The following is a 19,931-nucleotide window of genomic DNA, read 5'->3' as shown; positions in this document are numbered from 1 at the left end:
TGTTTTTTAAATGCCCCTTTAAAAAACAGCCGTTAAACTGAAACCATAGAAAAATGAAGAAACCTACTACTTTAAAATTAGTTTTAGCTGTATTACTTTGTATTCAAAGTTTTGTTATTTACTCTCAAAAGAATTTCACCCCTCGTTTTGATACGAGTTTAAAAGGAGATATGCTTTTGATTGGTAACAATATTTTGAATAGAGATGTTAAGGATAATGAGCGTGCGAACGATGCCTTTAATGCAACAAACCAAAACAACAACGACCTTAACATGCAATATATTGACATCGATGGTGATGCCAGTACATTTAGTTCAAGTTCGGCAAAATTAACAATTCCAACAGCAAGCAGGGAATGTTATAAAGTTGTTTACGCTGGACTTTATTGGGCTGGTATTTACAGCAAAGGATCAGTTGATGATAAAACGGTTAACAGAAGTAACCTGGGTTCTATTAAAATTAAACTACCCAATCAAACCGCTTATACTGATATTACGGGTCAGTTGATTTATGACTATTACCCTTCTACTTCAAATGGTGATCAGATGCCTTACGCATATTATTACGATTTGACATCATTAGTACAAGGACTAACAGATCCAGAAGGAACTTATACAGTTGCAAATATTATTTCGGCAAGAGGAAAAATCAATGGAGGTTTTTCTGCTGGTTGGAATTTATTTGTTGTTTATGAGGATCCTAAATCTTCAGCAAAATACATTACTACGTTTGATGGTTTCAGATGGATTCAGGCTAGTAGTGGACCAGTAACTTATAACATTTCAGGTTTTAAAACGATCCCAACAGGTACTGTAAAAGCAAAATTAGCTTTTGCGGCTTTAGAGGGAGACGTTAACTTAACAGGTGATAGATATTCTATTAATAACACTGATATTTCAACCGCACAACGTCCGATTGACAACTTTTTTAATAGTACAATTAATGATACTAATGGACCTTTCACTGACAGAACTCCTGCCAGTGGAAATACTTTAGGTTTCGAAGCAGGTATTCTGAATGTTCCCAATCCCGCAACCTCGGCAAACCCAGGAGGAAGTGTCATTAAAAATAACGATACTTCGGCACAGTTAAAACTTACGACAAGTGGAGATGGTTATGGGCTATTCTTTAATGCATTCAATGTTGAAATTATTGAGCCAAAAATTGTTTTAACCAAAATTGTAAAGAATGCCAAGGGAGATAATATTGGTGGTCAAAATGTTACGTTAGGACAACAATTAAATTATGAAATTGGTTTTAAAAATACAGGAAATGATAATGCAACATCATTTACTATTAGAGATCAATTGCCTATAAATATTATTTTTAATTACCCGGCAGATATTGTTTCATTGCCAACCGGAGTAACTGTTCAAAGTTATAACGCAGCTACAAGAAACATTGTTTTCAAGGTTGATAATAGTGTGGTTAAAATTGGTGACCCTGAAAAGGTAATCAGCTTTAAAGTTCAGGTTGTTCCAGATTGTCATATGTTAAGTGAGGCTTGTTCTAATAGTATTGACAACTCTGCATATGCAACTTACAAAGGAACACAGAATACAGCTTTCACAATTTCTGATGACCCGAGTGTTAATACCAATACAGGATGTATCTTAGTTCCAAAAGCAACTAACTTTTTAGTAGGGGTTGACGGATGTAAGTATACAGACAACGTTACGCTTTGTGGTGATAGTATTAATCTAACTGCAGCAAATGGTTATAGTGATTATACTTGGTATAGCGATGAAGCACGTACAAAAGAGATAGGAAAAGGACAAGTATTGAATGTAAAAAATCCTGGTACTTATTATGTGTACAATTTGGCTGCTGCTCCTTGTAGATCAATTTATCAGTCATTTGTTGTAACGAGATTTGGTAATACTGTAGAAAATCCGGTAATACCTTTTGCAGATCAGGTGGTAACTTGTTCAAATGATGGAAAAAAATTGCCAAACATTTTCTTATGTGGTGGAAACGCTTCGAAAGTAATTACATTAAATATTTCGGATGCGACAAGTATTGTTTGGGAAAAATTAAATGAAGCAAGCTGTACAGCAGTAACAAATCAAAATTGTGCTAATGAAAGTGCTTCATGTAAATGGACTACTGTAAAAAGTGGACCAAGTTATACTGCGAATCAGGCAGGACAATTTCGTTTAACATTAAACTATGCTGGAGGATGCTTTAACCGTTTTTATTTTAATGTATACAGCAATTCTTTAACACCAACAGAAACTCATAAGGATATTATTTGTGGTGCTCCTGGAAGTATTACAATTGGCAGCGTTCCTGCAGGATACGAATATGCTATTAGTACGGATCCTAACGGAACTCCTGGTGCTTATCAGACTAGCAACGTATTCCCAATAACTTCTCCAAATTCATATACTGTTCATATCAGACAGATTGGCGTAACTACTAATCCTTGTATTTTTACTGTTCCAGGTATTTTGATCAGAAGCAGAGATTTAAGCATTAGTACAGCGATAACTCAGCCAACATGTAAAACAGATAAAGGAAGTATTAAAGTTGGTGCACAAAATATCGACCCACAATACTATTATTATATCTACACTAGTGGAGGTACTTTGGTAAATAGCTTTGGGCCAACATCAAATTCAGATTATACCTTTGCAAATTTATCATCAGGAGATTATGATATTAGAGTTACTAACGGACCAGTAGGTGCTACACCAGCGCCGTTTTGTGATAAAACGGTAAGAGTTACTGTAAATCCGGTTCCAGCAGGATTAACTCCAACGGCAGCTCTAACCGTTCCGTTGACAGCTTGTGCTAATGGAAAAATAGTAGTAACAACGACAGGTGGAACTGCACCGTATTATCATTTTATAAACGGATCAAGTTCATTCCAATTATCAAATGAAATCGCTGTTACAGGACCTGGCAAATATGATATTAGAGTTGTTGATGCTAATAATTGCAGCGGAACAACATCTATTACAGTTACTGCAAATCCGAAACCAACATATACTGTAACTGCAGCTGAGATTAACTGTAGTGGCGGAACTTCTCAAATTAACGTAAATGTTACTAATGCTAATGGATATACTTTAGAATATAGTATAGATAATGGCGCAACCTTTAGTAACAATCCTGTATTCCCTAATGTTGCTGCAGGTGGTTATAATGTTGTAGTACGTTATACAATGTCAGGAGTAACTTGTACTGATCCTGCGACACCAATTACGATCACAGCTCCAGCAAATGCTTTATCAGCATCAGCGGGTGTTTCTGAATTGGCAGGCTGTGATCCTTCTGGTAACGGATTTGGTAAAGTAAGAATTACAAACCCTCAAGGAGGAACAGCTCCTTATACTTATAGTTTTGATGGAGGTACAAGCTATGGAGCTTCAAACGAAGCTTATGTTGCTCCAGGAACATATACACTTTACATTAAAGATTCTAAAGGCTGTATATACAGTATGCCAGGAGTGATTTTAGATCCAAAACCTGCTGACCCAACAATATCTGTTGCTCCACCAGTTTTTAACTGTAACGGAACAGCAACAAGTACGGTTACGGTAACAAGCGGCGGAGGAAATAATTATGCTTATGAGTACTATATAGATAACGTACTAAATACAAATACACCTTCGAATGTATTTGTTAATGTTCCATCTGGTGCGCATACTATTTCAGTAAAATATAATTTAACTTCAGTACCTACTTATAGTAATTTATTATTAGAAGATTTTGGTTCTGGTGGAACCACTACAACTCCAGGTATTGCATCAGCATATTGTTTCAATGACCAAAGAGTTAATCCTCCTTATACTTGTTCATTAAACGGAACACCAACTCGTTCTGTAGAAGACAACCAATATTCTGTTACAAGTTTCTTCTGGAGAAACGATAACGCTTGGTATCACTTTAAAGATCACACTACAAATGGAGCCGATGCAAACGGAAGATATTTATTAGTAAATATTGGAGGGGCTGCAGGTCCTTACGGAGTTCTTTATAGTAAACCAATTATTGATGTTATCCCAAATCAACCTGTAATGGTTTCCTTGTATGTAGGAAATTTATTAAACACAGGTACGAATGGTGCAGCTCCAATTGTTAGGTTTGAATTAGTAGATTCAGCAGGACAAGTTGTAGCTACTGAGGATACGGGTAAAATCGCTGAAGCAGCAAACGATCCGAACAGAACAAAGTGGGTTCCTATTAATATTTCATTGAATCCAAAAAACAATACCAATCTAACATTCAGGATTCGTTCTGGAAGTATTGAATACGGCGGAAATGATATTGTTATTGATGATATTTGGGTACGTCAGATTCCTAAAACATGTATCACTCAAAAAGATTTCCCAATTGTTATCGACACTAATAAAGCATTTACTGCTTCAGTAACTGGATTTAAAGATGTTACATGTAATGGAAAAAATGATGGAGAAATTACTATTTCTGCTCAAAACTTTAATCTTCCTTACGGATTCGATTATTCATTAGATAATGGAGCAACTTGGGTAAACTCTAAAGTTTCTCCTGTTACTGCCAGCGGTTTGAATAGTGGAAATTATAATATTAGAGTACGTTTTGATGCTTCTCCTTCAACATGCGTATTTCCATTAACCCAAGAAGTAAAATCACCTACGGCTTTAACAGTTACAGCACAGGTTACAACTCAGCCTACTTGTACAAACGGAGCTTCGATTACCGCAACAGGTAATGGAGGTACACCAAGTTATCAATATGAATTAAGAGATTCTACGGGTACAACAGTTATAGTTCCGTTTCAAAGTTTAAATATATTTACAAATGTGGCCACAGGTTCTTATACGGTAGTTGCACGTGATTCAAATTCATGTACTTCTCCTGCATCAGTTCGTGTAGACATTAATGCACCAACACCTCCTACTGCAACATTGGCGGCTAGTTCAGATTTATGCTACGATACAGTTAATCGTTCAACGCTTGTGGTAAATGTTACAGGAGGAAAAACACCTTATTCTTATAGTTTAGATGGTGCACCGGGTCAGACTTCAAATACATTTACAAATGTTGGTCCTGGAGCACATTCAATTATTGTAACAGATGCTAACGGTTGTATTGCTCCTGCAATTTCGAATATCGTTATTGCAAACGAATTAAAAGCAGAAGGAAATATTACTAAACCATTAGATTGTATTACTAATAATGCAGAAATAACACTTACAGTCACAGGCGGTGTAGGTCCTTTCACATACGAAGTAGCAGTAAACGGAAGTGCTACTTATACAGCTATTCCATCTAATATTTACACAGCATCTTCAGCTGGAAGTTATGTGTTTAGAGTAACAGATTCAAAAGGATGTATTGTTGTTAGTGTTCCGGTTGTAGTAGATCCTATTACAAATCCTACTGCGACAGCAAACAAAGTAGATCCTGCTTGTAATAATGGTACTGATGGTCAGTTTACTGTTATTCCAGCAGGTGGAGGTGGAGCACCTTACACTTACAGCTTTAACGGAAGTACAACTTTTGGTACAAGTCCTACACTTACAGGTCTAAATGCATTTGTAGGTTCAGTTAACACGAGAAATTACACATATCAAGTAAAAGATAATAAAGGCTGTGTATCTCCAGTTTATACTATAACATTAAACAATCCTTCTCCGGTTGTAGCAAGTGCTTCAGCGGCGGCAAACACAACTTGTAGCCCAACGACTGTAATTACAGTTTCTGGTGCGGGTGGCTCAGGAACTTATACTTATAGTTTTAACGGAAGTGCAACTTATACAAGTACTAACACACTTTCTGTTACCAATACAAGCAGTGCACAAACTATTACATATTCTGTAAAAGATTCAAAAGGATGTATTAATACAAAAACAATTAATATTCCGGCATTTAATCCGCCTACATCTCTTACGTTCTCTACACCAGCAGGTATTACATGTAACACTACAACAACTAGTATTACATTAACAGCTGTTGGAGGTGTTGCACCATTTACTTATGCCGTAACAGCTGGTCCAACTTCACCTGCTGCAAATAACACAGGTACATTTACAGGATTAGTTCCTGGAAATTATTCTTTTAGAGTAACTGATGCTAACGGATGTACTGCAACAGGTTCTAGAACAATTGATGCAGCTCCTGCAATTACGGTTTCTGGATCAAAAACAGATGAATTATGTTTCAATGCAAACAACGGTACTGCAACATTCAACATTGGAAACCCAAGTAGCTCAGGAAACTTTACATACACATTGACTCCAAATTCGGGAACTGCTACTAAATCAGGTAATACTGTAACAGTAACAGGTTTAGCTGCGGGTACATATACTTTAGTAGCCAGAGATATTACTACAGGATGTACTTCTAATACAGCTTCTGTAACAATTAGTGCTGCAACTGCAATTACTTATAATGTAACAGCTACGAAGATCAATTGTAAAACAACAAAAGCTACTTTAACATTTACAGGTTTAACAGGCGGAACTCCTGGATACACATATGCTTATGCCGCTAGTCCTTCAACTGTACCAAGTACAGCTTATGGAACAGGTGTTGAAGTGGATACTGCAGTTCTTACTACATCAATTGATGTTTATGTTAAGGATAATAACAATTGTACAGTAAAAAGAACGATTACAATTCAATCTGAAAATGTTCCGACAATTGATACCCCTGCATCACAATGTTATACAGGAACTCCAATTAATATTACGATTACGGGTACTTATGTAGGAACTCCAACTTATAGTAAAGATGGTATTTTCTATCAGCCGTCACCTAATTTCAGTTTAACTCCGGGTACTTACACATTAAGCATCAGAGATGGTTTTGGTTGTGATGTTTCAACTACTTATGTTGTAGCACCTCAATTAACAATTACTCCGACAATTGTACCGGATGTTACTTGTACTCCAAACACCACAATTAGTTTAGCTTCTTCTGGTGGTACGGGAACTCGTACGTATGCAGTTTCATTTAATGGAGGAACTTACACTACAACGACAAGTCCTTATGTGGCAACTGCAACAGGAACTTATAAATTTAGAGTTACAGATTCTTCAAACCCTGTTTGTCAGGCAGAAACTGCTGATATTCCGGTCACATTAAAACCAACTACATTAACAATTACAACTAGTAAAGTTGATGTATCATGTAATGGTGGAAATACTGGAGCAATTACTATTACAGCAACTTCAGGAAAAGCACCGTTTACATATAGTGTGAGAAGAGGGGGAACTCTGATTTCTACAACTCCGACAACTACTGGTTTAATTGCAGGTACTTACGATATTTTAGTAACTGACGCTTTAGGTTGTACTTCAGCTGCGACATCTGTTGTAATTTCAGAGCCAACAGCATTAAATACAAACGCTACTGCAACAACTTTCAGTTGTGATACTAATAATGCAAAACAATCTGCTGTTGTAACAATTGTTGTTCCAACAACGGGAACTGCGCCATATACATATAGTTTCAACAATGGATCATTTACTTCTGTGAACACATTAACAGTAGTTGATAATGGTACAAATCAAACTATTTACTATGCTGTTAAAGATGCAAATGGATGTATAATGGCGACAAAATCTATTGTTATTGATAGATTAAATCCGCCAGCAATTGCTTCTGTTGGTACAACTCCAATTTATTGTGCACCTGCAGCAAGTACTACTAGTACAGCAACTGTAAATGTTACTGCAGGAACAGGAATTGCACCATTTATATACGAAATTGTTTCTGGCCCAACTACGGCACCATCAAATGCTACAGGATCATTTGCTGGATTAGCATCTGGAAATTATATATTCAAAGTAACAGACGCAAGGGGATGTTATGATACATTCCCAATAAACATTGCTCCGGCAGTTCCTATGATTGCTTTAGCAACTAAACTGAATGATGTTTATTGTAATGGAGGTTCAACAGGAACTATTCGTTACAATGTAAGCGGATTTGCTTCTACATATAGTTACGTAGTTAATAGCGGAACACCTGTAACAGGTCAGTCTGCTGCTGTATTTACACTTCCTAATTTACCACAAGGAACTTACAGCGTTGTGTTTACAGACGAAACTACAGGATGTACTGTTCCAACATCAATTACTATTAGTCAGCCTGCAACTGCACTTTCGGCAACTGCAGCTTATGTTAATGCAAACTGTAATATTCCAACAGCAAAAGTTACTATTACTGCAGCTGGAGGAACACCTGGATATCAGTATTCATTCAGTAACAGTAATACTGTAGCTGGAACATATGATACAGCAAATTCTGCTAATTTAAATCCGGCACTTACATGGTTTGCATGGGTGAAAGATTCTAACGAATGTACAGTAGTTTTACCATTAACTTTAACAACAGATACAGCTCCAAGCGTAACAGCTTCAGTAACCAATCAGTGTATAGCTTCAGGAAATACTTTCCAAATTGTAGCTACAGGTTCAAACGGAGTTGCTCCTTACACATATTCAATTAATACTGGCGCAGCGCCAAGTCCGGCAAATACATTTACAGTAACTGCAGGTACTTATACAATTACTATAAAAGATGCCAATAACTGTACAAGTACAACAACTGTAACAGTTAACGATGCCATGATTGGTACATCGATTTTAACAAAAGATCTTACTTGTGCTACACCAACAGATGCTAGTATTACAGTTTCTGTAACAGGTGGTGCAGCGCCGTTTGGATACAGAGTTAAAGTTGGCGCAGGAACCTATACAGGTTCACCAATTGCTTTTACGGGAACATCATTCCCATATACAACGTCAACAGCAGGAGTATATCAATTTGAAATTACTGATGCTAATGGTTGTACAAAAGAAACAAGTACTGCTACGGTATCAGATTATGTACCAGTGGCTGTAACAGTTGCTAAGGTTGATCCTACATGTAATGGTTATTCTGATGGTACAATACGTTTTACAAACCCTATTGGTGAAGCACCTTTCCAATATAGTATTGATAATGGAGTTACTTTCGGAAATTTAGCTACTTATGGTGGTTTAGCTTCAGGAACTTACAATTATGTGGTTAGAGACAATAAAGGATGTGAATACCGTAATAGTATTACATTAAATAACCCTCCTCCAATAGTAATGAATATTGTTGTTCATGGCATTACTTGTAACTCTACTACACCAGGAAGTTTTGATGTAAATGTTGTGTCTGGAGGAACAGCTCCTTACATATATCATTTATACAATAATTCTATGACGGAAATTGGTACTTATACTGCAAATACTGCAAATGCAGCTATTGCACATAATTTCCCTGGATTAACTTTTGGAGATTATTATATCAATGTTGTAGATGCAAATGGTTGCGAATTCAAAAGCAGTAAATTAAGAATTCAGCCTCCACCATACTTACAGTTAAACGGAACAGTAGTTGGCGCCACTTGTGCTGATGGTATTTCTGTTGAAGTTGGAGTATTTGGAGGAACGGGTGTTGCACCATTCACATACACAATTTATGGAGTTGGTACAACTTCTGGTTTAACTCCAGCAACTTCTTATACATTTACAGGCTTAGATCAAAATACAAATTATGTTTTTGAAGTTGTGGATGCTAACGGATGTCCATCTTACTATGAGATGAAAACTCCAAAAATTTCTAACCTTGAAATTAATCCTTTAACAACTACGAATGTTACATGTAATGGTGCTGCGAATGGAATTATTAATTTCACAGTATCTAACTACAATGCAACAAGATTAGATTTTGAAGTTAGAGACAACTTGACAAATTTACCAATTGTACCACCTGTTAATGGATCAGCTACTGGTCTAACAGGTTCAGCATATAATGGAACACTTACAGGATTAAGACCAGGAAATTATGCTCTTTATGTAAAAGAGTTTGATGGAACATTGTGTTCTACTACTGAAGTTTTTCAAATAACAGAGCCAGTTCAACCGCTTGATGCAATTATAACAAATACTGTTAATGCAAACTGTGATGATCCAGCTCAAGTGACTATTAAGGTTACTGGTGGTACAGGACCTTACACATTTGCTTCAGCAGTAGCTCCAGCTACTCCATCAGTTTTTGCTGCTGGAAATGTATTAAGTTTAGATCCAGGGCCAACAGGTGCAAATGTAAACTGGAATATTATTGTTAAAGATGCTCAAGGTTGTGAGTTCCCATTAAACACAACAATCATTAAAGATCCAAGTCCAGTAATTAGTTTAAGTGTAGCTAATAATTGTGCGGCTGAAGGTGCTTTTGGAGTTGTTGTTAGCGAAACTGCTGCGGGAGTAGGAGCTTATTCAATTAAAGTGGATACTGGAGTATTTGTAAGCATTCCAGGATTGCCATATACAGTTACCAATTTAAGTTCAGGATCTCATACAATTACCATTAAAGATGGAAATGATTGTACAGATACTAAGACTATCAATATTAATGCGCCATTAAAATTAATCCCTGAAAAGACAGCATTGCCAAGTTGTGTGGTTAATAATGGTGTAATTACATTAACTCCATCTGGAGGAACAAACTCTTATAGTTATAGTATTACGCCAATGCATCCAAGTATTGTAATTTCAGGAAATACAATTTCTGGACTTAGAGCAGATACTTATACTATTACAATGACCGACAACGGAAATCTTTGTACTACAACAGCAGAGGTAACTTTACCAGCAGGTACTCCTGTAACATTTGATGCTGTTGTAACTGATGTTTCTTGTTTCAACGGAACTAACGGAAAAATTGAAGTTAATTTATTGCCTTCAAATGACAATCCAACTTATACTTATGCGATTTCACCAGCTCCAGTTGGATATGTACAAACGGGTAATGTATTCTCTAGTTTACCACAAGGAGTTTATGATATCACGGTTACATCTGGCAGAGGTTGTACTTTAACAAAACAATATACTGTAGGTCAGCCAGCAATTTTAGATGCTACGCCTGCAATTACAGCTTATGCATGTAATGCAAGCAATGCTGCTCAGCCTGCGGTTATAACAATTACAGCTACTGGAGGAACATCACCATACAGATTTAATTTTGATGGAGGTGCAACATATTATACTGATAATACGACTCAGGTACCAGTTAGTACATCTGCTCAAACAGTTAACTATTATGTAATAGATGCTAATGGATGTAAAACTAACGGAACTACTATAGTTGCTCCATATCAGCCATTAACAAATATAAGTTTCGCTTTAACTACAGCTCCTATTTGTCCAACAAATGTGGCTGATGTTACCTTGACTGTAACAGGAGGATATACTCCATATGCGAAATATGAAATTATTTCACCGATAACATTAGATAATGGAAACAACGCAACTTTTGTTGGCTTAGCTCCAAATACTTACTTATTTAAAGTTACAGATGCTAATGGTTGTTCTATTGAAAGACCTTACAAAGTAGAACCGGTTATTCCGATTGACATTGTTCGTACATCTGCAAATAATGTGAGTTGTAACACTGCAAACGGAACAGATAATAATGGTTCAGCTACTTTCACAGTTTCAGATTTCAGCGCAAGCGGTAACTATAATATCGTAGTAACTACTAATCCGGCTGCATTGTCTTATAATGCTCCAACTGTTGCAGCAGATGTAATTACATTAACAGGTCTTGAAGGAGGTACTTACACAGTAACTGTTAACGATATTACAACAACTTGTTCTAAATCTGCAGATGTTACTATTACAATGCCGGCTCCAATCACATTTACTGCAACGGCTAGCAAAGTATTCTGTTCTGATGATGAGTCTGAAATAACAGTTACAAATGTTACTGGCGGAACTGCTGGTTACACTTATGCTGTAGTTAAAGCAGGTGATCCTGCACCAACAACATTTGGAGGAAGTTCAGTTCTTACTGTAGATACTAATTTAACAGATCTTTCTTGGGATGTGTATGTACAAGATGCAAATCTTTGTATTGCAGGGCCAATAAATGTACCTGTAACTTATAATGTTGCTCCACGTCTTAATTTACCAGCACAGCAATGTTTTGTTGGTTCTAATTTAACAGTTGATTTAGATGCATTATCTACAACTTATAATGGAGTAAAATCATTTACTGTAAACGGAACAATTTTAACAGGAACAACAGCAACGTTTAGTGCTCCTGGAACATACAAAATTATCTTAACTGATGATAATGGATGTCCTGATGAAGTAGATTATATCATTCAAGAACAATTAATTGCAAGTGCTTCAGTAACAAAAGATCTATACTGTGCAGCTCCTGTTAACGCAACAATCGATGTTACGATTGCTGGTGGTGTAGGACCATATACATATCAAATGTATCATAACTCAGTGGCGACAGGACCAGTAACAGGTGTTACAGGAAACTTTACGGCTTCTGTGGCAGCAGATGGAGATTATTATTTTGTAATTACAGATAGTAATGCACCAACATGTTCTGTAACAACTACTACTGTAACAGTAAATCCAACAGTAACTCCAACACTTGCTGATTCACATATTAATGTAAGCTGTTTTGGATTTAATAACGGAAGTTTGACAGTTGTTCCAACAGGTGGCCGTCTTCCTTATACATTTGCATTGACAGGACCAGTTGTTAACACGACAGGTGATGCAACAGGAAATTACACAGGATTGATTGCAGGAACATATACTGTAGTTGCAACTGATTCTAAGAACTGTGTTTCGGCACCAGCAACTATTGTAATTACTGAGCCAACTGAATTAACAGCTATCCATGCAATTACTCCAAATACAACATGTAGTACAACTACTTCCATAGTTGTAACTGCAACAGGCGGTACTATTGACTATAGATATAATTTCAATGGTCAAGGTTATGACACAGCTAATACTTTCTCAGTAGTTAATGATGGATCAATTCCTTCTGTAACTTACACTGTGAAAGATGCTAATGGTTGTGAAACTGCTCCAGTAACAGTACCAATTGTACCACTAAACAAACCAACAGATTTAACATTCAATGCATCTGTAGTAACTTGTTTGGCTACAACTAGTACAGTTGATGTTACAGCTACAAATGGAGTTGGCTCATTAACTTTCGAAATCATTGAGTTTAACGGAACAGCTACAACAGCTTATGCTCCGGTTAATACAGCAGATAATACTGTTCCAGCAAACTTTACAGGATTAGTACCTGGAGATTACATGTTCAGAGTTACAGATTCTAACGGATGTACTTACGAAGAATTATTACCAATCGCACCAGTTACAAATATTGTTGTAAATGGTCAAGTGATTGCTGATATGACTTGTAATACAACAAATGACGGTCAAGTAACTTTCACAGTTTCGGATTTTGCGGGAAGTTATACTTATACAATTGACAAAGACGGTGTTGGATTTCTTCCTTCAACTTCAACAAGTGCAAACACAATTCCATTAACTGGTCTTTCTTTTGGTCAGTATACTATTAATATAACAGACAACGCAACAGGTTGTACAGCAACTGCTATGGCAGAAGTAAAACAACCAACAGTAGTTATAGTTTCTCTAGTAGACAATGTTAATGCAAATTGTAAAACTGGTGCTGTAGTAACAGTAGCAGGTAGTGGTGGAAACCCTGGATACACCTATTCATTTGTTCACGCAGGTGATCCGGCAGGAACATATGATGCAGCTGACACAAGAGAATTAGATGCAACTGTACCTGCATGGGATGTTTATGCACAAGATGCTAATGGATGTATTTCTGCTCCATATAGAGTGAATATCATTATTGACCCACTTCCATCAGGATTTACAGCAGCAGCTGTATCTCAATGTCCAAATGCTACTACAGGAACTTATGATATTGTAGTTACACCAGGAACAGGTATGGGACCATTTGAATATAGCATTGGTTCAGGATTCCAATCTGGACTTACATTTACAGTAAGTGTTCCTAAAACTTATGATCTAACAGTGAGAGATAGATTCGGATGTGAATTTGTATTCAACGCAGCCGTAACTATTTTAGAGCCATTAGACATTCAAAATACGGTTGTAGATTTAACAACTTGTGCTAACGGTGACGGAAGCGTAAGTGCTTCGGCTACAGGTGGTACTGGTAACTACAGTTATACAATTGACGGAACTACAACTGTAACAACTACTCCGGCTACATTCGGTGGTTTATCAGCTGGTTCACATACAATTGTGGTTACTGATTTGACAACAGGTTGTACAGAAGATGTAACTTTTAAATTAGACCCAGCAACTCTAGTAACAGGATTTGATGCTGTAGCTACGCCGGTAACTTGTTTTGGAGGAAATGACGGAACAATCATAGCTTCACTAGACGCTCCAAGTGCAGGTATAAACGATAACCCTGTTTATATGTACAGCTTAAACGGAGGTACTCCTCAGACTAGTCCAGTATTTACAGGATTAACTCAAGGAAGTTATACTGTAACAGTTACTTCTGGAAGAGGATGTTCTGACAGTAAAACTGTTCAGGTTATCGAACCAGCATTGATAGTTGTTCCTAACCCTGCCGTTGCTCAATACGGTTGTACTACAGATAATACAAGCAATTTTGCAACTATTACTGTAACAGGTGTAACAGGAGGATCAGGAACTTATGCTAATTATGAATTCATCAGAAATGGTGTCGTAGTTTACAAAGGTTCTAACAATGTTTACACAGAAACAGATTATCAAGGCGGATCATATACTGTTAATGTTTACGATAGTAATGGATGTATAGGGTCGAATGCCGGAACATATGTAATTAATCCGTTTATTAGTTTAGACGATATTACTGTTAATGTTACAAATGCAATTACTTGTAATAACGGAGAAAACATTACAGTTACAGTTGCAACAACTGGAGGAACAGCAAACTTAGAATATGCTATTACTGATGGTTCAGGAAATGCAGTTGCTGGAAATCCAAATAATGCATCTGGTATCTTTACTAATTTACCTATCGGAAATTACATTGTAAGTGTTACTAATCTTGATACAAACTGTATAATAAAAGCAGTACACTATGTTAACGACCCAAATACTTTCCAAATTAATGCAGTTGCTGCAAGTGCACATATTTGCTACGGAACAGCTGATGGACAGGTTACTTTAACTTTCGTTGACAGACAGCCAACTCCAACAGACGAGGCAGGTGCATTTAACTATGTTATCACAGGTCCTGTTTCAAGCACAGGAACAACAACAGGTGCAGTAACTACAATTTCTAATTTAACAGCTGGTCAGTATACAGTTAGTGCAACATTAGTTGGAAGTCCTTATTGTACAGTAGCAACATTATTTACAATTGAACAGCCTGCAGCACAATTGGCAGTGACGACAACTCAATCAGAAATTACTTGTAACCCAGGTAATAATGACGGTGAAATCTACGCTTCTGCAGCAGGTGGATGGGATACTAACTATCAATATCAATTAGTTCTGAACGGAGCTGTTGTAGTTGATTACTCTGCTCAATATGCCTTTACAGGATTATCAGCAGGAACGTATACTATCAATGCTAAAGACGGAGAAGGATGTATCGCAACAACAACAGCGACATTAATAATTCCGACTCCAATTTCATTCACTGCTACGCCAAGTGCTACAATGTTATCATGTTTTGGTGATAGAAATGCTACCATAACAGTTTCTTTACCAACAGGTGGTCAGGGAAGTAATTATATGTACACTCTAAACAGTACGATCGGAACAGATATCGTATCTTCAGGACCACAGGCATCAAATGTTTTTGACGGTCTTGGTGCTGGAACATATACAATAAAAGTTACGGACGGATTTAATTGTGAAGCAACTTCTGCAACGATTGTTATTACAGAACCAACAGAAGTTATTCCAAGTTTAGTTTTAGCTTCAACTCAAACATGTAATGTTCAGTCAACACTTACATTAAGTGCAACTGGAGGATTAGCACCATATAGCTATAGCTCAGATCCTAATTTTGCCACTACTACTGGTACATTTGCTTCATCGGTTACTTTCTCAGTGCCAGTTGGAACATATCAGTATTATGTAAAAGATGCGAATAACTGTATTAGTTTTATTTCTAATGAAATTAAGATTGATCCTTTAGTTCCTCTAACAGTGGATTTAGATATTACAAACGCTGTTGTAAAATGTACAGGTGAAGCTACTGGAGTTATCGTTGCTGACGCAAAAGGTGGTTTAGGAAACTACGTTTATACATTAGAAAATACAGCCGGAGCAATAGTTCAGGGGCCACAAAATAATGGTAGATTCGAGAATCTTGTAATTGGAACTTACAGAGTAAAAGTAGATAGTGGAGATTGTAACCAAACTTCAGTAAATGCTACAATTACAGAACCAGCCGCTGCTTTAACTGCAGTATTTACACCAACAAACGTTTCTTGTTTCGGTGAAAACAACGGTAAAATTGTTGTAACAGCTGCAGGTGGTACAGGGACTATTAAATATGCGATCTCACCAGACTTAAATCAGTTTGATTTGATCAGTACATTTGATAGACTTGCGCCAGGTACTTATACAATTATTGCACAAGATGAAAACGGATGTTATGTAAGAGCTGATATCGAAATTACTCAACCAAATCCGGTTGTAGTAACAGAAGTACCAAACTCTATGATTCCTGAAGTTTGTGATGGTGATAAAGACGGTGCATTCAGTATTGAAGTAAGAGGAGGAACAGCTCCTTACAGTATCAGTTTAGATAATGAAAAAGGACCATTTACTCAAGGAACTGCTACACAAACAATATTTGATTTTACAGGTTTGAATGGTGGTAAGCATACAGTTTATGTTAAAGATGTACAAGGCTGTATAGTTGAGTTCGTTGAAAACATGCCAGATGCTGTAATTCTTAACCCAACTGCTGAGGTAACATATGACTGTGTGAACAATACACAAGCCAATATGGTTGTGGTGACAATTGATGCTTCAATTACAAACCCTGCAGATGTTGATTATTCATTAGATAACAATGGTACTTACCAGCCAAGCAACATCTTTACAAATGTTCCTGCTGGTGATCACTTCATCGTTGCAAGACACACTAATGGTTGCGAAGTGCCAACTCCAATCTTTACTGTCAATGCAGTTGATCCTTTAGCTTTAATTGACGTAACAAACCAAAGCAAAGATATCAACACATTAGAAGTAAAAGCTTCTGGAGGTGTTGCTCCTTACGAGTATAGTTTCAACGGAGAGTCATTTACATCATCTAACACTTATAGAATCTATAAAACAGGTGATTACCAAGTGATCGTAAGAGACAAAAACGGTTGTGAGGCAACAATAACTGTTCACGGTATATTCTATGATTTCTGTATGCCAAACTATTTCACACCAAACGGTGACGGACAAAATGATACTATTGGTCCAGATTGTGGTGCATTAGCATACAAAGAATTGACATTTGATATTTATGACAGATATGGTAGAGTAGTAGCGAAATACCACGTTGGTCAAAAATGGGATGGTAGATACCATGGCAGTGAATTACCAACAGGAGATTACTGGTATGTTCTTAAACTAAATGATCCAAAAGATAATAGAGAATTTGTTGGACATTTCACTTTATACAGATAACAAAATTATAGCCCCAATGATGTTATCTAAAAAATTTATTACAATGAAAAAGTTTATTTTATCCTTAGTACTCATGGCTGTAACAACAAGTTACAGCCAAGAGTTAAACCTACCAGTATTTACCCAGTATTTGGCTGATAACCCTTTTATTCTTTCGCCTGCTTATGCTGGTATTGGAGATAATCTCCGTATTAGAGCCAATGGTTTAACACAGTGGGTCGGAATCAAAGATGCACCAGATAACCAATCATTGTATGCAGATTTTCGAATTTTAGATCGTTCCGGAGTAGGGTTGTCTTTATACAATGACAGCAATGGTAATACAAGACAAACAGGAGCAAAAGTTTCCTTTGCACACCACCTTATCTTAGATTATTACTCAGAGCAATATCTTTCTTTCGGTATTTCATATAACTTTAATAGTTTCCGTATTGAAACAGGCAATTTTACAGGAGATGTAAATGGTGTTCCAGTAGCATTAGATCCTTCGATAACAGACAATCGTTACAATTCAAACAACAACTTTGATATTAGTGCTTTGTATCGTAACAAAGGATTCTACTTCAGTTTTAATGCCAATAACGTTTTAAAGAAAAACGTTGATAAGTATAGAGGAGTTGAGCCGGATTTACTTTCAAACTTTCAAGTATATTCTGGATTTACATTTAGAGATGGGGAAAACAGAAGAATTGAATACGAACCATCAGTTTTCTTGCAGTATTTTGCGAGTGACCAGCGTTCGACAACCGACCTTAACTTCAAATACAGACGTTACAATCGTTACGAAGATTACTATTGGATTGGAGTTTCTTACCGTTTCTTAAATGACCAGTTTCCTAAGCCTTTGGCAGCAGGACCAATGGCAGGTTTTATGAAATCTAAATTCTATTTTGCGTATTCGTACCAATTTATGTTTAACGGACTTGGGACTTACAATTCTGGAACCCACTCGATAACAATTGGATTTGATTTCTTACAATCTATCAGTAACTGTCCTTGTACACAGAGTCCAGTTCACGATTAAACAAGTATTTTTATCATTTTTAATAATTAATTTGTTTATTTTCATAATTTACAACGTTTTCGTTTTTATTGATCGATTATTTTTGCTTTTTTGAAATTTATAGTACTGTAAAAGTTCTATATTTGTTATTCTTTCAAAAAATTAAAAAAATTAGCAGATGAAAACTTTAAACGATTTCGATTTTAAAAATAAAAAAGCAATTATCCGTGTAGACTTCAACGTGCCGTTGGATGAGAATTTTAATGTTACAGATACAACACGTATTGAGGCTGCAAAACCAACTATTGACACAATCTTAGGGCAAGGCGGAAGCGTGATCTTAATGTCTCATTTAGGCAGACCAAAAGGAGCAGAAGAGAAATATTCTCTTAAACATATTTTAAAAACAGCTTCTGATATTTTAGGAGTTGAGGTAAAATTTGCTGAAAACTGCGTTGGAGAACCAGCTCAGACTGCAGCAAAAGATTTAAAACCAGGTGAAGTTCTATTATTAGAAAATTTACGTTTTCACGCAGAAGAAGAAGCTGGAGATGTAGCTTTTGCTAAAGAATTAGCTTCTCTTGGAGATATTTATGTAAACGATGCATTTGGTACAGCTCACAGAGCGCATGCATCAACTACAATTATTGCACAATTTTTTCCAAACGATAAATGTTTCGGAACTTTATTGGCCAAAGAAATTGAGAGTTTAAACAAAGTACTTAATAACAGTGAAAAACCTGTTACTGCTGTTCTTGGAGGTTCTAAAGTTTCATCTAAAATCACAGTAATCGAAAATATCTTAGATAAAGTTGATCACATGATTATTGGAGGTGGAATGACATTTACTTTCATTAAAGCCCAAGGCGGAAAAATTGGTGAATCTATCTGTGAAGACGATAAATTAGATTTAGCTCTTGAAATTTTAAGATTAGCAAAAGAAAAAAACGTTCAAGTTCATATTCCAGTTGATGTTATTGTTGCAGATGATTTCTCAAACAATGCTAATACTCAGGTTGTAGATGTAACTGCAATTCCTGACGGATGGCAAGGTTTAGATGCAGGTCCAAAATCTTTAGAGAACTTCAAAAAAGTAATTTTAGAGTCAAAAACAATTCTTTGGAATGGTCCATTAGGAGTTTTTGAAATGGAAACTTTCTCTAAAGGAACTATCGCATTAGGAGATTATATTGCCGAAGCTACAGAAAATGGTGCATTTTCTTTAGTAGGAGGTGGTGATTCTGTTGCAGCAGTAAAACAATTCGGATTTGAAGATAAAATGAGCTATGTTTCTACTGGTGGCGGGGCTATGCTTGAGATGTTAGAAGGAAGAGTTTTACCTGGAATTGCTGCAATTTTAGACTAAAATATCACAATTAACATTTTTTTACATAGTTTTCTTCAATAAAGGGCTTAGATTTGCAAAAATACAGTTCCTATAATTC

3 protein-coding genes are annotated in these 19,931 nt (G+C 36.4%); all 3 read left to right on the top strand.

Annotated features, from left to right (window positions below; translation table 11 throughout):
* Positions 1-53: 53 nt before the first annotated feature.
* The 3 genes from QMG60_RS04315 to QMG60_RS04305 all read left to right on the top strand — a co-directional run bounded on the left by QMG60_RS04315 (position 54) and on the right by QMG60_RS04305 (position 19,852).
* The gene (locus tag QMG60_RS04315) at positions 54-17,483 is read left to right on the top strand and encodes a T9SS type B sorting domain-containing protein (protein WP_281866986.1); all 17,430 of its coding nucleotides are present in this window, start codon (positions 54-56) and stop codon (positions 17,481-17,483) included.
* Between the two features lie 43 nt (positions 17,484-17,526).
* Entirely contained in the window at positions 17,527-18,507 is a 981-nt protein-coding gene (locus QMG60_RS04310) for a type IX secretion system membrane protein PorP/SprF (protein WP_057115977.1), read from the top strand.
* Positions 18,508-18,664: 157 nt separating this feature from the next.
* Positions 18,665-19,852 (top strand): phosphoglycerate kinase, encoded by a 1,188-nt coding sequence (locus tag QMG60_RS04305; RefSeq protein ID WP_281866985.1) that lies wholly within the window; start codon positions 18,665-18,667, stop codon positions 19,850-19,852.
* The last annotated feature ends 79 nt before the right edge of the window (positions 19,853-19,931 follow it).

Source organism: Flavobacterium sp. GSB-24, from assembly GCF_027924665.1.
GTDB lineage: Bacteria > Bacteroidota > Bacteroidia > Flavobacteriales > Flavobacteriaceae > Flavobacterium.
This window is presented reverse-complemented; position numbering and strand designations above follow the sequence as displayed.

Bases quoted from the DNA above. Each gene is read 5' to 3' on its own strand.
- QMG60_RS04315 (WP_281866986.1), top strand. From the start codon at position 54: ATGAAGAAACCTACTACTTTAAAATTAGTTTTAGCTGTATTACTTTGT.
- QMG60_RS04310 (WP_057115977.1), top strand. From the start codon at position 17,527: ATGAAAAAGTTTATTTTATCCTTAGTACTCATGGCTGTAACAACAAGT.
- QMG60_RS04305 (WP_281866985.1), top strand. From the start codon at position 18,665: ATGAAAACTTTAAACGATTTCGATTTTAAAAATAAAAAAGCAATTATC.